Below are 14,285 nucleotides of genomic sequence, written 5' to 3' on the forward strand. Positions count from 1 at the left end.
GACGGGACGGTGCCGCCCACCGTAACCAGCAGCGCCCGGCCCCCCCGCCGGAGCGGGGGGCCGGGCGCTGCGACGCTCCGGGGGCCTACAGCTGGGCGGCGGCCTCGACCGGGGTCAGGTCCTCGTCCATCGCCGAGACGAACAGGTGCTGGGCGACGCCCTGCGGCAGCGGGTGCCCGTCGAGGCTGATCGTGCCGTTCACCGACTGCGCCACCATCGTGACGCCGGGGCGGATGCCCTGGTCGGCGAGCTGACGCAGCAGCGCGGCGTCCTCCTGGAGCTGCTCGCTGATCCGCCGGATGGTCACCTGCCGGCCCTCGGCGGTCGCGGTGTTCGACAGCAGCGTCAGGGCGTCGAGGACGGCCGAGGTCTCCCCGCCGAGCGCGTCCAGGCCCGGGATCGGGTTGCCGAAGGGCGAGACCGTCGGGTTGCCGAGCAGGGTCAGCAACCGGCGCTCCACCGCCTCGCTCATGACGTGCTCCCAGCGGCAGGCCTCCTCGTGGACCTCGGCGTAGTCCAGGCCGATGACGTCGACGAGCAGGCACTCGGCCAGCCGGTGCTTGCGCATGACCGCGGTGGCCAGCGCCCGCCCGGTCTCCGACAGCTGCAGGTGGCGGTCGCCCTCGACGGTCAGCAGGCCGTCGCGCTCCATGCGGGCCACGGTCTGGGACACCGTCGGGCCGCTCTGGTGCAGCCGCTCGGCGATGCGCGCCCGCAGCGGGACGATGCCCTCCTCCTCCAGCTCGAAGATCGTGCGGAGGTACATCTCGGTGGTGTCGATGAGGTCGTTCACTGGCACTCCTCCGTGTCTGACCCGATCGTACGGTGCACGGGACCCCGCTCCGGGGACCGCGAACGGGGTTCCCGGGCGACCGGCGTCACGGGCGCGGCGCCGTGGAGGGGACGGCCGGAGGGCGCGGCGGTAGCGTCCGGGCCGGGCGCCATCCGCGCGGGCACCGGCCCGGACGGCGCGCCCGGCGGGGACGGCGACAGGGAGGGCTCGTGAGCGACTCGGTGGCCGTCGTCTGGGACGACGCCCTGCTCGGCTACACGATGGGCGGTGACCACCCGCTGCACCCGGTGCGGCTGGACCTCACCATGCGGCTGGCCGACGGCCTGGGCGTGCTGGCCCCGGGCCGGGTGGAGGTGGTCCGCCCCATCCCGGCCGGCGAGGACCTGCTCACCCTGGTCCACGACCCCGCCTACCTGGAGGCGGTGCGGCGCGCACCCACCCACCCCGACGAGGCGTTCGGCCTGGGCACCGCCGACAACCCGGTCTTCGAGGGCATGTACGACGCCGCCGCGCTCATCACCGGCGGCAGCGTGCAGGCCGCCGAGCTGGTGCACTCCGGCCGGGCGCAGCACGCGGTCAACATCTCCGGCGGCCTGCACCACGCCATGCGCGACCGCGCCTCGGGCTTCTGCGTGTTCAACGACGCCGCGATCGCCATCGCCTGGCTGCTCGGCCAGGGCTACGAGCGGATCGCCTACCTCGACCTCGACGTGCACCACGGCGACGGCGTGCAGGCCGCGTTCTACGACGACCCGCGGGTGCTCACCGTGAGCGTCCACCAGACCCCGCTGACGCTGTTCCCCGGCACCGGCTTCCCCGAGGAGACCGGCGACCCCGAGAAGGCGCTGGGCACCGCGGTCAACCTCGCCCTGCCCAACGGCACCGACGACTCCGGCTGGCTGCGCGCCTTCACCGCCGTCGTCCCCAGCGTCGTGCGCGCGTTCGCACCCCAGGTCCTGGTCACCCAGTGCGGCTGCGACGCCCACCACGAGGACCCGCTGGCCGACCTCGCGCTCACCGTCGACGGCCAGCGGGCCAGCTACCGGGCGGTGCACGAGCTCGCGCACGAGGTCTGCGACGGCCGCTGGGTCGCCCTCGGCGGCGGCGGGTACGGGCTGGTGCGCTGCGTGCCGCGGGCCTGGACGCACCTGCTCGCCGAGGCGTCGGGGGAGCGGCTGGACCCGGTGACGGCGATCCCGCAGTCCTGGCGCGACGACGTCGTCGCCCGCGGGCTGCGGGCCCGGCCGCCCACGCACATGACCGAGGGCGGCTACACCGGCTTCTCGGCGTGGGACCCGTTCACCGAGTCCCGCGTCGACCGGGCGATCAGCCGCACCCGCAAGGCGTCCTTCCCCTACTTCGGCCTGGATCCGGACGACCCCCGTGACTGAGCCGCAGACCGTCGAGCAGGCCGCCGCCGAGCCGGCGCCGCAGCCGCCCGCGCACTGGGAGGCCGACATCATCGCCGCCGACGGCGGCACGGTGCACCTGCGCCCCATCTGCCCGGAGGACGCCGAGGGGCTGACCGGGCTCATGGACCGCAGCTCCGACCAGACCCGCTACTACCGGTTCTTCGGGCCGATGAGGCGGCTGTCGGACCGGGACCTGCACCGCTTCACCCACGTCGACCACGACGCCCGCGTCGCGTTCGTCCTGCTGCTCGGCGACCAGCTGATCGGCGTCGGCCGCTACGACCGCCTCCCGGGCACCACCGAGGCCGAGGTCGCCTTCCTCATCGAGGACGCCCACCAGGGCCGCGGGCTCGGCTCGGTGCTGCTCGAGCACCTGGCCGCCGCCGCCCGCGAGCGCGGCATCACCACCTTCGTCGCCGAGGTGCTGTCGCAGAACGGCCGGATGGTCCGGGTCTTCCTCGACGCCGGCTACCAGGCCCGCCGCTCCTACGAGGAGGGCGTGGTCCACCTGACGTTCCCGATCGCCCCGACCGAGACCTCGCTGGCGGTGGCCTACGAGCGCGAGCAGCGCAGCGAGTCCCGGTCGATCGCGCGGCTGCTCACCCCGACGTCGGTCGCGGTGGTCGGCGCCAGCAACGACGAGGGCAAGATCGGCAACCTCGTCCTGCGCAACCTGCTCGACTACCGCTTCGACGGGCCGGTCTACCCGGTCAACCCCGGCACCCGGCACGTGCGCGGCGTCCCCGCCTACGCCTCCATCGAGGACGTCCCCGGCGACGTCGACCTCGCCGTCGTCGCCGTCCCCGCCGACGAGGTCGCGGGCGTGGTGGAGGCCTGCCGGCGCAAGCGGGTCCGCGGCCTGGTGGTCATCTCCGGCGGGTTCGGCGAGACCGGGCCCGAGGGCCGGGAGGCCGAGCGGCGGCTGGTCGCCGCGGCCCGGGCCTCGGGCATGCGCGTGGTCGGCCCCAACTGCCTCGGCATCGTCAACACCGACCCGGCGATCCGGCTCGACGCCAGCCTCGCCCCGATGGTCCCCGGCCGCGGGCGGGTGGGCTTCTTCGCGCAGTCCGGCGCGCTCGGCGTGGCCCTGCTCGAGCGGGCCCGCAGCCGCAACATCGGCCTGTCCAGCTTCGTCTCGGCCGGAAACCGCGCCGACGTCAGCGGCAACGACCTGCTGCAGTACTGGGCCACCGACCCCGGCACCGAGGTCGTGCTGCTGCACCTGGAGAGCTTCGGCAACCCCCGCAAGTTCGCCCGGCTCGCCCGCAGCGTCGCCCGCACCAAGCCGGTGGTGGCGGTGAAGAGCGGCCGGCACGGCGGGCTCACCCCGGGCCTGGCCGGCACGTCGGTCGCGGTGCCCGAGCAGTCGGTGGCGGCGCTGTTCGCCTCGGCCGGCGTCATCCGGGTGGAGACCGTCGCCCAGCTGTTCGAGGTCGGCATGCTGCTGGCCCACCAGCCGCTGCCGGCGGGCGACCGGGTCGCCGTCGTCGGGAACTCCACGGCGCTGGGCGTGCTGGTCGCCGATGCCGTCCTCGACCAGGGCCTCACCCTGGCGCGCGAGGCGCCGGTCGACATCGGCACCGCCGGCACCCCGGAGGCCTTCCGCGCGGCGCTGCAGGAGGCGGTCGACGACGACGGGGTGGACGCCGTCGTCGCGGTGTTCCTCCCGCCGCTGGTGCGCACCTCGCCCGACGCCTACGGCCGGGCGCTGCGCGAGGTGTCGCAGGCCTCGGAGAAGCCGGTGCTCGCGACGTTCCTGTCCACGGAGGGCATCCCGCCGGAGCTCACCGTGCCCGACGAGGAGGGGATGCCCGCCCGCGGCTCGGTCCCGTCGTACGCGACGCCGGAGCGGGCGGTCATCGCGCTGGCGCGGGTCGCCGAGTACGCCCGCTGGCGCCGCCGGCCGGTGGGCACCGTGCCCGAGCTGCCCGGCGTCGACGCCGCCCGCGCCCGGTCGGTGGTGCTCGGGGCGATGGCGGGGTCGCCCGGCGGCCGGCCGCTCACCGACGACGAGGTCATCGCGCTGCTGGGCGCCTACGGGGTGCCGCTGCTCGGCACGCGGACGGCGACCACCGCGGACGAGGCCGTCGCCGCGGCCGACGCGATCGGCTACCCGGTGGTGCTCAAGTCAACGGCACCGTGGCTGCGGCACCGCACCGACCTCGGCGGCGTGCGGCTGGACCTGCCCGACGCCGGCGCCGTCCGCGCCGCGTTCGAGGCCATCCCGGCCGGCGACCCGGTGATCGTGCAGGAGATGGCCGCGCCCGGCGTGGCCACCGTCATCGAGGTCGTCGACGACCCGTCGTTCGGCGCCCTGGTCAGCTTCGGTCTCGGGGGAGTGGCCACCGAGCTGCTCGGCGATCGCGCCTACCGCACGCTGCCGCTCACCGACCTCGACGCCGCCGAGCTGGTCCGCGCGCCCCGCGCGTGGCCGCTGCTCGACGGCTGGCGGGGGGCCGAGCCGGTCGACGTCGCGGCGCTGGAGGACCTGCTGCTGCGGGTGGCCCGGCTCGCCGAGGACCTGCCCGAGGTGCTCGGCCTGACGCTGTCGCCGGTGATCGTCGGCCCGGCCGACCCCTGGCACGGTGGCCGCTCGCTGGTCGTCGCCGGCGGTACCGTGCGGGTCGGCCCGCCGACCGCCCGCGTCGAGCCCGGCCCCCGCCGCATGCGCGACTGAGCGGGGTCAGCGGCGCCAGAACAGGTGGTGGGTGACCCCGCTGGAGCTGGGGACGACGTCGCGGTGGAAGCGGTCGAGCAGCTCGTCGGGCGACGTCCACAGCCGGGAGCCGCCGCCCAGCTCGACCGGCACGACGGCGACGTGCAGCGTGTCGACCAGGTCGGCGTCGAGGAACTGCCGGATCACGCTCGCACCACCCCCGAGCCGGACGTCGGCGCCGCCGGCCGCCGCGCGCGCCTTCTCCAGCACCGTGGCCGGGTCGGCGTCGACGAAGTGGAACGTGGTGTCCGCCAGCGTGAACGAGGGCCGCACGTGGTGGGTCATCACGAACACCGGCGTGTGGAACGGCGGCTCGTCGCCCCACCAGCCCTGCCACTCGAGGTCCTCCCAGGGACCGCGGTGGGGCGAGAACTTGTTGCGGCCCATGATCTCGGCGCCGATGCCGTGCGCGAAGTCGCGGGTGAAGCAGTCGTCCAGGCCGCGGCTGCCGCCCGGCTCGGTGCGGCCGGGGAAGCTCGCGGTGGCGAGCGCCCAGGCCATCAGCTGCCGGGGGTCGGCGTGCCCGAACGGCCGCTCCAGGCTCTGCCCCTCGCCGGCGCCGTACCCGTCGCCCGAGACGGTGAAGTTCTGCACCCTCAACAGCTGACCCACGGTTCCTCCTCGGTGTCGACGAGGGGGTGACCGCCGGCGGCGCCGGAACTCATCGGTGCCGGCGTCGACACGTCCGGCTCAGGGACGGCGGCCGGTGAAGGCGAGCAGCCTGGTCTGGGCGTCGGCGTCGTCGGGGACCGGCACCCGCGGGCCGTAGTGCCCGCTGCCGCGCAGCGCGGCGTCCCACGGCTCGATGCCGGCGAGGAACGCCGCCGCCTCCTCCCGGTCCAGCGTCTCGTCCTGTCCGGTGGCGCGGGCGAGGTCCCAGGCGTGCACGAGCAGGTCCATGAGGCCGGTCATGGCGACGAGGTCCTCGAGCGGCATGTCCCCGGCGCGGGTGCTGGTCGGCCGGCGGGCGAGGTCCGGGTCGGCGAGCAGGGCCCGGATCGCGGCGTCGGTGGCCCGCCAGGCGCCCGCGGGGTCGTCGTCGACCGAGGGGTGCGCGGGCACCGGCCGGTCGACGGCGGGGAAGTAGAGCCCCGGCATCCACTCCACCAGGTGCCGGACGACGTCGCGGGCCACCCAGCCCTCGCACGGCGCCGGGTCGTCCCAGCGGCCGGGCGGCACGCCGTCGACCCTGCGGCCGAAGTCGTCCGCGAGCCTCGCCCACCGCTCCGCCGTGTCCGCCATGGCCGCCTCCTCAACCGATCGGTTGAGCACGAGCCTGGCCCGGGGCGCGGCCCCTGTCAACGCCGAGAGCCGGCCCCCCGCGAAGGGGGGCCGGCTCTCGGGTGGCAGTGCTCAGGCCAGGTAGTCGCGCAGGGCGTCGGCGCGCTGCGGGTCGCGCAGCTTGGCCATCGTCTCGCGCTCGATCTGGCGCACCCGCTCGCGGGAGAGACCGAACTGCTTGCCGATCTGCTCGAGCGTGCGGGGCTGGCCGCCGTCGAGGCCGAAGCGCAGCACCACCACGTCGCGCTCGCGCTCCTCCAGCGTGGAGAGGACGTTGCGCACGTCGCCCTTCATCATCTGGAAGGCCACCGCGTCCTCGGCCACCGCGGCGTCGGCGTCCTCGATGAAGTCACCGAGGCGGGACTCCTCGTCGGCGCCGACGGTCTGGTCGAGGCTGACCAGGTCGCGGCTGTACTCGAGCAGCTCGGTGACCCGCTCGGGCGTCATGTCGAGCTCGAGGCCGAGTTCCTCGGCGGTGGGCTCGCGCTCGAGCTCCTGGTGCACCCGCCGGCGGGTCCGCACGACCTTGTTGACCTGCTCGGCCAGGTGCACGGGGAGCCGGATGGTGCGGCCGGAGTCGGCCATCGCGCGGGTGATCGCCTGGCGGATCCACCACGTCGCGTAGGTCGAGAACTTGAAGCCCTTGGTGTAGTCGAACTTCTCGACGGCGCGGATCAGGCCGACGTTGCCCTCCTGGATGAGGTCCAGGAACGTCATGCCGTGGCCGGTGTAGCGCTTGGCCACCGAGACGACCAGGCGCAGGTTGGCCTCGAGCAGGTGCCGCTTGGCGGCCTTGCCGTCGACCGCGAGGGCCTTGTAGTCGCGCTGCAGGGCGGGGGTGAGCTGCCGCTCGGTGAGCAGCCGCTCGGCGTAGAGGCCGGCCTCGATGCGCTTGGCCAGCTCCACCTCCTGCTCGGCGGTCAGCAGGGCGGTCTTGCCGATGGTGTTGAGGTACACGCGCACCAGGTCGGTCGACACCAGGCCACTGGTGTCCGGCTCGCGGCGGGGCGAGCGGACCTCGAGGGCGTCGCTGGGGGAAGACTGGAGGAGCGTCACGGGATGTCTTCGTCCTTGCTCGGAGTTCGGATGCACCGCCGGCTGTCCGGTGACGGTGGCGCACCTGCGTCGGGGTGGGGCTCCGTTGTCCGGCGGGGCCCCACGGTTCGTTCGTCCGTTGTGGTCCGTTGTGTTTCGCCCCGTACAACGGTCCCGACGGGGTCAGGTGTTCCGCGCGGCCCGGGTTCACAGGCAACGCACAGGCCGTGTGTTCGGTCACCACCCGTACCCGCCCCGTCGCCGGGTCAGACCTCCAGCAGCAAGGTCATCGGCCCCTCGTTGACCGACGCCACCGCCATCCGCGCGCCGAACACGCCGGTCGCGACGCCGGTCCCGCGCCGCCGCAGCTCCGCGACCACCTCGTCCACCAGCGGCTCGGCGGCGTCGCCGGGCGCGGCGGCGTCCCAGGACGGGCGGCGGCCCTTCCGCGTGTCCGCGTAGAGGGTGAACTGGCTCACCACCAGCACCGGCAGGCCGAGGTCGCCGGCCGAGCGGGCGCCGTCGGCGGTGGGGAACACCCGCAGCTCGTGGACCTTCCGGGCCAGGGTCCGGGCCCGGTCGGCGTCGTCGTCCCGGCCGACGCCGACCAGCGCGAGCAGGCCCGTCCCGATCTCCCCGACGACGGCCCCGTCGACGGTCACCGAGGCCGAGGACACCCTGCTCACCACCGCGCGCACCGGCCCATCCTGCGCGAGCGGTGTGCGGTGGGCAGGACCCGCTCCGGCGGAACGGGTCAGCGGTCCTCCCCGGCGGACACCGCCCGCGGGACCGCATCCCCCGGGGCCCGGGGCGCGGGGACGAGGACCGCCGGCGGAGCGGGGACCCGGACGAAGCTCTCCTCCGACCACCAGCGGAGGTAGGTGTCCTCCCCGACGGACTCCCGGAGGACGGTGGTCTGCGACGCGTGCGCCCGGAGGGCCTCCAGCTTGCGGCGCGCGGTCCGCCCGTGCGCCCGGACCCGCAGGGTCACCTCCGCGTCGGGCACGGACGGCGGGTGGGCCCCGGGCATCCACACGGCGGAGCGCGCCGTGAGCCGTCCCCAGCGGCGGTGGAAGCTCTCCGTGAGCGTGGCGTGCAGCAGCAGGGCGCGGCACCCGTCCGCCCGCCAGGCCCGCTCGACCCAGCCCGACACGGCCGCGTGGTCGGGGTGCCCGGTCAGGCCGTCGCGGCCGAAGGTGACCACGCTGTCCGGCCGCACGTCCTCGAGCACGGCGCGCACCGCCCGGCCGCCGTCGTCCGGGGGGACGGCGGCGCACCGGCCGTCCCGGAAGCCGAGCCACCGGTGGTCGGTGACGCCGACCGCGGCCAGGCTCGCCACCACCTCCAGCCGCCGCAGGCGGGCGACGGGACCGTCGCCCCCGAGTTCACCGTCGGTGGCGGTGACCACCACGACGGTCTGCCCCGCGTCCCGGGCCTCGGCCATCAGCGCGGCCGACAGGTAGGCCTCGTCGTCCGGATGGGCCCAGACCCCCAGGACCGTCCCCAGCTGGGACACCGTCAGCGTCTGCGGCACGGCCGCCTCCTCGTCCGCACCGGTCGGGCTCGGTGCCTGCCCGGCCGGCCGGTCCGACCCGGTCCCTGGGTCGGCCAGACAGCATCCCGCGTCCGCCGGCGGACGCACCAGGGTCGTCCGGTCACCAGGAACCGGCGTCTCGACGGCCGGCGGCCCCGGTGGGACGCTCGGTGCGCGCGGGGTGGCAGCCGCCCCGCACCACGGCCAGCGACAACGCCGAGGGGCCGCCGTGGACGTCGTCGAGGCCGGCGGGTGGACCATCGCCTACCACCGCGCGGGTGCTGGGGCGCCGCTGCTGCTCCTGCACGGTGGATGGAGCGACGGCCGGCTGTGGCGGCTGCAGCTGCAGGGGCTGTCGGACGGGTTCGACGTGGTCGCGTGGGATGCGCCCGGCTGCGGCGCGTCTCCGGATCCGCCGGCGGGCCTGCCACTGGGCGGGTATGCCGACGCGGTCGCCGCGCTCGTCGAGGGGCTGGGCCTGGGCCGGGTGCACCTGTGCGGGCTGTCCTTCGGTGGCGGCCTGGCTCTCGCGGTGTGGCAGCGCCACCCGGAGGTGGTCCGCTCCCTGGTCCTCGCCTCGGCGTACGCCGGGTGGAAGGGGTCGCTGCCCCGGGAGGAGGTCGAGGCCCGCCTGCGGCGGCTGCGCGCCGAGGTCGACCGCCCGCCGGCGGAGTGGATCGACGGGTACCTGCCCGGCTTCTTCGCCGGCCCCGTGCCGCAGGAGACCCTCGATCTCGTCCGCGCGGTCATGCTCGACGTCCGTCCGGTCGGGACGCGGTCGATGCTCACCGCCTTCGCCGACGCCGACCTGCGGGACGTGCTCCCGACCGTCGCCGTCCCGACGCTGCTGCTCTGCGGCGCCGGGGACGTGCGGGCACCGCGACCGGTGGCGGAGGCACTGCACGCGGCGATCCCCGGATCCCGGCTGGTGCTCCTGCCCGGCGTCGGCCACCTCGTCAACCTGGAGGCGCCCGCGGCCTTCGACGCCGAGGTGCGCCGCTTCCTCTCCACCGTGCCGTGAGGTCCGAGGGTGGCGTCCGGCCCGCCGGTCCCGCGGACGCCGACGCGGCGGCCGACCTGCTGGTGCGGTTCTTCCGCGAGGAGGGGTTCGCCACCCCGGAGGCCGACGTACGGGCCCGCGTCCACCCGTTCCTCGGCGAGCCGGCCAACCACCTGCTGGTCGCCGAGGACGCGACGGGCCTCGTGGCGGTGGCGACGGTGACGACCACCTTCGGCTTCGAGGCCGGCCGGAGCGCCGAGCTCGAGGACCTCTACGTGCTCCCGGAGCGCCGCCGGCGGGGCTGGGCCGCGGGACTCGTCGGCGCCGCCGCCGACTGGTGCCGCGCCCGTGGCTGCGCCGAGCTCGACGTCGTGGTCACCCCCGCCGGACAGCGGGCGCACGGGCTGGCGGAGTGGTACGGGGCCCGTGGGTTCACCCGGACCGGGCGGGAGGTCCTGACCCGGACGCTGTGACACGGCGTCGGCATCCACGACGTGCGGGGACGCCACGTGGCCCGGGTGGTCGGCGGGTGCCGCGGCCGGCGGCCGGCGTGCCAGACTGCGCCGTGGCGCCGAGGACGCGGTACGCCCGGAGCGGCGACCTCGCCATCGCCTACCAGGTGGTCGGGGAGGGGCCCTTCGACCTGGTGGCCGCGCCCGGGTTCATCTCGCACCTCGACTGGAACTGGCAGGAGCCGTCGCTGCGCCGGTTCCTCGAGCGCCTCGCCGGCTTCAGCCGGCTGATCCTGTTCGACAAGCGGGGCACCGGCCTGTCCGACCCGGTGCCGGGCCCGGCCAGCCTCGAGGAGCGGGTCGAGGACCTCACCGCGGTGATGGACGCCGCCGGCTCCGAGCGGGCGGTCCTCTTCGGGGTCTCCGAGGGCGGGGCGATGGCCCTGCTGTTCGCCGCCCAGCACCCCGAGCGCACCCGGGCGCTGGTGCTGTACGGCGCGTACCCGCGGATCACCCGGGGGCCGGACTTCCCCTGCGGGGTGGAGGAGCCGGTGATGACGGCGCTGCTGTCCGGGATGGTCGACCACTGGGGGGAGGGGGCCGGGCTGGGCGCCTGGGCCCCCGGACGCCGGGGCGACACGGCGCTGCGCGCCTGGTGGGGGACGCTGCAGCGGCTCGGCGCCAGCCCCGGGATGGCCCGCCGGATGTTCGAGCTCTACCCGCACATCGACCTGCGCGACGTGCTCCCCACCATCCGGGTGCCGACCCTGGTGCTGCACCGCCGCGGCGACCTGATGATCCCGATCGGCATCGGCCGGTACCTCGCCGGGCACATCCCCGGCGCCCGGCTGGTCGAGCTCCAGGGCGACGACCACCTCTTCTTCCTTGGGGACACCGAGACCCCGCTGGCCGAGATCCAGGAGTTCCTCACCGGCACCCGCCCGGCGGGGCAGCCCGCCCAGACCGTCCTCGCCACGGTGCTGTTCCTGGACCTGGTGGGCTCGACCGAGCTGGTCGCGCGGGTCGGCGACGCCGCCTGGGCCTCGATCCGCGACCGCTTCGTGACCCTGGCGCGGGAGGAGCTGGCCCGCTACGGCGGGTCGGAGGTCGACGTCGCCGGGGACGGGCTCCTCGCCACCTTCGCCGGCCCGGCGCGGGCCATCCGGTGCGCGGTCGCGGTGCGCGAGGCGGCCGCGACCGTCGGGCTCCGGGTGCGGGCGGGGGTGCACGCCGGGGAGGTGGAGCGGACCGACGGCGGCGGGGTCAGCGGCCTGGCGGTGCACATCGGCGCGCGGGTCCTGGCGGAGGCGGCGCCGGGGGAGGTGCTCGTCTCCGGCACGGTCCGGGACCTCGTCGTCGGCTCGGGGCTCGCCTTCGGCGACCGCGGCGTCCACGTCCTGCGCGGCGTGCCCGGGAGCTGGCCGCTGTTCGCCGTCTCCGCCTGAGCGCGCCCCGGCTAGGCCCCGCCGGCCCGCCGCTCGGCGAGCAGGCCGCGGCACACGGCCGAGATGTCGACCAGCCCGACCAGGCGGCGGTCCTGCACCACGGGCGCGTAGACGACGCCCGCCGCGAGCATCCGCTCCGCGGCGTCGGCGACCGGGGTGTCCGGCGCGACCAGCACCATCTCCGACAGGGGCAGCTCGGTGAGCCGCACCTGCTCCAGGTCCCGCCCGTCGGCGACCACCTGGGCGACGTCGCTGTCGCAGACCAGGGTGACCGGCTCCTGCGTCGCGCCGTCGGTGACGACGACCAGCGCGTTGTCGTGGTGCTTCTTCATCAGCCAGGCGGCCGCGGCCACGTGGGCGTCGCGCTCGACCGTCGTCACCGGGGGCCGCATCACCTCGCCGACGGTGACGTGGCCGGTGGTGGTCGTGGTCATCGGGTCCTCCTCTCGAGCGGCGCCGCCGCGGGAAGGGGAGCCCTCCAGGGGCCCGGCACGAGTCTGCTCCCGAGGACGGGCGCGGCACCAGCAGCACCGGGCCCGGTCCCCGCCCGACACCGGAGGCGGGGCCGCCGCTGCCCGCTCCGATCAGGACGGCTGGAGCCGCGCACCCAGCCGGCGGGCCAGCTCGCGGGCCTCGGCGCGGGCCCGGTCCGCCCGGTCGGTCCCGGCCCGGTCGGTCCCGGCCCGGTCGGTCGCGGCCCGGTCGGGCCCGGTCCCGGGGGACGCGGCGCCCGGGGCGGACCCGGGCGGGGCGTCCGGCCCGGGCAGGGAGGTGGCCAGGCGGACGGCGAACCCCGTCGGGGTGCGGGAGGTCTCGACGGTGTCGCAGGCCTGCCGGGCCATCCACAGGCCCGCGCCGGCCGCTGACGTGCCGGCGTCGGGGGGCAGGAAGCCGGCCAGCGGGTCGTCGAAGCCGTCCCCGCTGTCGGTGACGGTGCACTCCAGCCGGGTCGGCGTCGTCCACACCCGGACGGCGACCGGCGGCGTGCCGTGCCGGAAGGCGTTGCCCAGCACCTCCGTGACCGCGACGGCGAACCGGCCGTACGACTGCGCCTGTCCGTCCGCCCCGTCCAGCGCGGCGCGCACGTGCGCGCGCATCTGCGGTAGCCGGCTCGCGTCGGTCAGGCCGGTCAGGACGAGGGTCGGCGGGCGGTCCGGGGCCGCGGGCGCCGGGCCAGCGGCGTACCGGCGCAGCACGGTCGCGGGCTCGACGTGGCGGTCACCGGGCACGAGCCCGCCGGGGGTCAGCCGCAGGGGATGGGTCTCCTCCACCCCGTCCCGCACGACGTCGGAGACCTCGCGCCGGTCGTAGACGCACAGGGCCGTCAGCGGCAGCGGGGCCAGCGCCAGGGTGAGGGCCGCCTCGTAGCGGTGCCACTCCGCCCACCGCTGCGGGTCGGGGGGAACGGCGGCGACCAGCCGGACCCGCGGGGCGCCGGCGGCGGTGCAGCGGCGCACGAGCCGGCGCCAGGCGGCCAGCGCGCGGGCACAGCCGGTCCAGACGTCCCGGGGCGGCAGCCGGAGGACGCCGTCCTCGCCGCCGGCCGCCCGGGTCAGGAGCGCGTCGCGCTCCTCCCCGCAGGCGAGCACCACCGTCTCGCCGGCGGCCAGCCCGTCGGCGAGGAACGGCACCGCCGCCGCGCGCAGCTCGTCCACGGAGTCGTACAGCAGCGCGGCGTGCCGGAAGCCCGCTCCGGTGCCGGAGGTCATGGCCGCCCCGTCAGCACGTGCAGGCCCGGCAGCTCGTCGACCTCCATGAGTCGCAGGATGAGCTCGACCGGCGGCTGGGGGGCGACGAGCAGGACGTGGCCGCCGGCCAGCCGGAACGCGAGCGTCGCGTCCTCCAGCCGCCAGCAGGAACCGGCGTCCAGGTGGGCGACGTCGGCCAGGTCCAGCCACAGCACCCGCGACGCGCCCCGGCTCGCCGCGGCCAGCACGGCCTCGAAGACGTCGCTGTTCGTGCCGTCGACCTCACCGTGCAGGGCCAGCCCGTCCAGGTCCCGGGTCGTGGCGAAGGTGGCCTCGCGCATCCCGGACCGGTGGACGGCGAGCACCTCCTCCAGCCGCGAGCCGGCCGTGCCCGCGTGCGGGTACTGGCACAGCGTGTGCACCGGCCGGGTGCAGATCAGCTCGTCCATCCGCTGCTCGACGAGCCGGTGGGCGGCCGGGGGGAGGGCGGTCAGCCAGGCGCGCTCCTCGGCCGCCATCCACACCCCGGCGAAGCCCTCGGCCAGCGCGCGGTCCACCGCGGCGGCGTGGCCCTCGGCGGCGTAGAAGTCCACGGCGGGCAGCACGACGAGCCGCCCCTCCCGCACGGCCGCGCCCGCGTCGACGCCCCGTGCGTCCAGCGCGGCGACCAGCGAGTCCTCCGGCCGCGGCGGTGGTCCGGTGCAGACGACCTTGTCGCCCAGGTCCAGGCCGCGGCGGATCCAGGCGGTCAGACCGGTCAGCTGCTCGTCCTCGGTCCGGTGCAGTTGCAGGACGTGCTCGCCGCACCCGGTGCCGGGGATCTCCCCGACGACGCCCACGGATGAACGCTACGCGCGGCAGGTGCGGCGTGCAGGGCAGGTCGGGCCGTCCGGCCGGGTGCCCGTGGGCGCGGGCGTCGGCGGGGGCGA

Annotated in this window: 14 protein-coding genes; 5 read left to right on the forward strand and 9 right to left on the reverse strand. The window is 76.3% G+C overall.

Annotated features, from left to right (window positions below):
- Window positions 1-85 precede the first annotated feature (85 nt).
- Window positions 86-793, reverse strand: coding sequence for a metal-dependent transcriptional regulator (locus ACI79L_RS11920; RefSeq protein WP_456936994.1), 708 nt, complete (start codon window positions 791-793; stop codon window positions 86-88).
- A gap of 209 nt (window positions 794-1,002) precedes the next feature.
- On the opposite strand from ACI79L_RS11920, the gene ACI79L_RS11925 reads away from it, so the two are divergent.
- The gene (locus tag ACI79L_RS11925) at window positions 1,003-2,184 is read left to right on the forward strand and encodes an acetoin utilization protein AcuC (RefSeq protein WP_456936995.1); all 1,182 of its coding nucleotides are present in this window, start codon (window positions 1,003-1,005) and stop codon (window positions 2,182-2,184) included.
- Window positions 2,177-4,882, forward strand: coding sequence for a bifunctional acetate--CoA ligase family protein/GNAT family N-acetyltransferase (locus ACI79L_RS11930; RefSeq protein ID WP_456936996.1), 2,706 nt, complete (start codon window positions 2,177-2,179; stop codon window positions 4,880-4,882). Before ACI79L_RS11925 ends, ACI79L_RS11930 begins: the two co-directional genes overlap by 8 nt.
- 6 nt (window positions 4,883-4,888) lie before the next feature.
- Here ACI79L_RS11930 and ACI79L_RS11935 read toward each other — a convergent pair whose 3' ends face one another.
- The 5 genes from ACI79L_RS11935 to ACI79L_RS11955 form a co-directional block, all read right to left on the reverse strand.
- Window positions 4,889-5,533: a dihydrofolate reductase family protein gene (locus tag ACI79L_RS11935; protein ID WP_456936997.1), complete on the reverse strand. Its 645-nt coding sequence runs from the start codon at window positions 5,531-5,533 to the stop codon at window positions 4,889-4,891.
- Between the two features lie 78 nt (window positions 5,534-5,611).
- Window positions 5,612-6,163, reverse strand: coding sequence for a TIGR03086 family metal-binding protein (locus tag ACI79L_RS11940; RefSeq protein ID WP_456936998.1), 552 nt, complete (start codon window positions 6,161-6,163; stop codon window positions 5,612-5,614).
- 111 nt (window positions 6,164-6,274) lie between these two features.
- Window positions 6,275-7,258 (reverse strand): RNA polymerase sigma factor SigB, encoded by a 984-nt coding sequence (sigB, locus tag ACI79L_RS11945; protein ID WP_456928687.1) that lies wholly within the window; start codon window positions 7,256-7,258, stop codon window positions 6,275-6,277.
- 245 nt (window positions 7,259-7,503) lie between these two features.
- On the reverse strand, window positions 7,504-7,935 hold the full coding sequence (dtd, locus tag ACI79L_RS11950) for a D-aminoacyl-tRNA deacylase (protein WP_456936999.1): 432 nt from the start codon (window positions 7,933-7,935) through the stop codon (window positions 7,504-7,506).
- A gap of 56 nt (window positions 7,936-7,991) precedes the next feature.
- Entirely contained in the window at window positions 7,992-8,771 is a 780-nt protein-coding gene (locus ACI79L_RS11955; RefSeq protein WP_456937000.1) for a PIG-L deacetylase family protein, read from the reverse strand.
- A 229-nt stretch (window positions 8,772-9,000) separates the two neighbouring features.
- On the opposite strand from ACI79L_RS11955, the gene ACI79L_RS11960 reads away from it, so the two are divergent.
- The 3 genes from ACI79L_RS11960 (at window position 9,001) to ACI79L_RS11970 (ending at window position 11,668) form a co-directional block, all read left to right on the forward strand.
- Complete coding sequence (locus ACI79L_RS11960; protein WP_456937001.1) at window positions 9,001-9,792, forward strand: alpha/beta fold hydrolase; 792 nt, start codon at window positions 9,001-9,003, stop codon at window positions 9,790-9,792.
- Entirely contained in the window at window positions 9,789-10,244 is a 456-nt protein-coding gene (locus ACI79L_RS11965; RefSeq protein WP_456937002.1) for a GNAT family N-acetyltransferase, read from the forward strand. Before ACI79L_RS11960 ends, ACI79L_RS11965 begins: the two co-directional genes overlap by 4 nt.
- A 92-nt stretch (window positions 10,245-10,336) precedes the next feature.
- Window positions 10,337-11,668 carry an adenylate/guanylate cyclase domain-containing protein gene (locus tag ACI79L_RS11970; protein ID WP_456937003.1) on the forward strand — a complete coding sequence of 444 codons (1,332 nt, stop codon included), beginning with the start codon at window positions 10,337-10,339 and terminating at the stop codon, window positions 11,666-11,668.
- A gap of 11 nt (window positions 11,669-11,679) precedes the next feature.
- Here the strand turns inward: ACI79L_RS11970 and ACI79L_RS11975 are convergent, their stop codons facing one another.
- From ACI79L_RS11975 to ACI79L_RS11985, 3 genes are all read right to left on the reverse strand, one after another.
- Window positions 11,680-12,102, reverse strand: a complete 423-nt coding sequence (locus ACI79L_RS11975) for a CBS domain-containing protein (RefSeq protein WP_456937004.1) — start codon at window positions 12,100-12,102, stop codon at window positions 11,680-11,682.
- 150 nt (window positions 12,103-12,252) lie between these two features.
- Window positions 12,253-13,377, reverse strand: a complete 1,125-nt coding sequence (locus tag ACI79L_RS11980) for an anti-sigma factor RsbA family regulatory protein (protein ID WP_456937005.1) — start codon at window positions 13,375-13,377, stop codon at window positions 12,253-12,255.
- Window positions 13,374-14,195: an MEDS domain-containing protein gene (locus ACI79L_RS11985; protein WP_456937006.1), complete on the reverse strand. Its 822-nt coding sequence runs from the start codon at window positions 14,193-14,195 to the stop codon at window positions 13,374-13,376. Before ACI79L_RS11985 ends, ACI79L_RS11980 begins: the two co-directional genes overlap by 4 nt.
- Between the last annotated feature and the right edge of the window lie 90 nt (window positions 14,196-14,285).

The organism is Geodermatophilus sp. SYSU D00684, from assembly GCF_054050455.1.

Coding starts and splice junctions, on each gene's coding strand:
- ACI79L_RS11980 (WP_456937005.1), bottom strand. CDS start 13,377: ATGACCTCCGGCACCGGAGCGGGCTTCCGGCACGCCGCGCTGCTGTAC.
- ACI79L_RS11940 (WP_456936998.1), bottom strand. CDS start 6,163: ATGGCGGACACGGCGGAGCGGTGGGCGAGGCTCGCGGACGACTTCGGC.
- ACI79L_RS11975 (WP_456937004.1), bottom strand. CDS start 12,102: ATGACCACGACCACCACCGGCCACGTCACCGTCGGCGAGGTGATGCGG.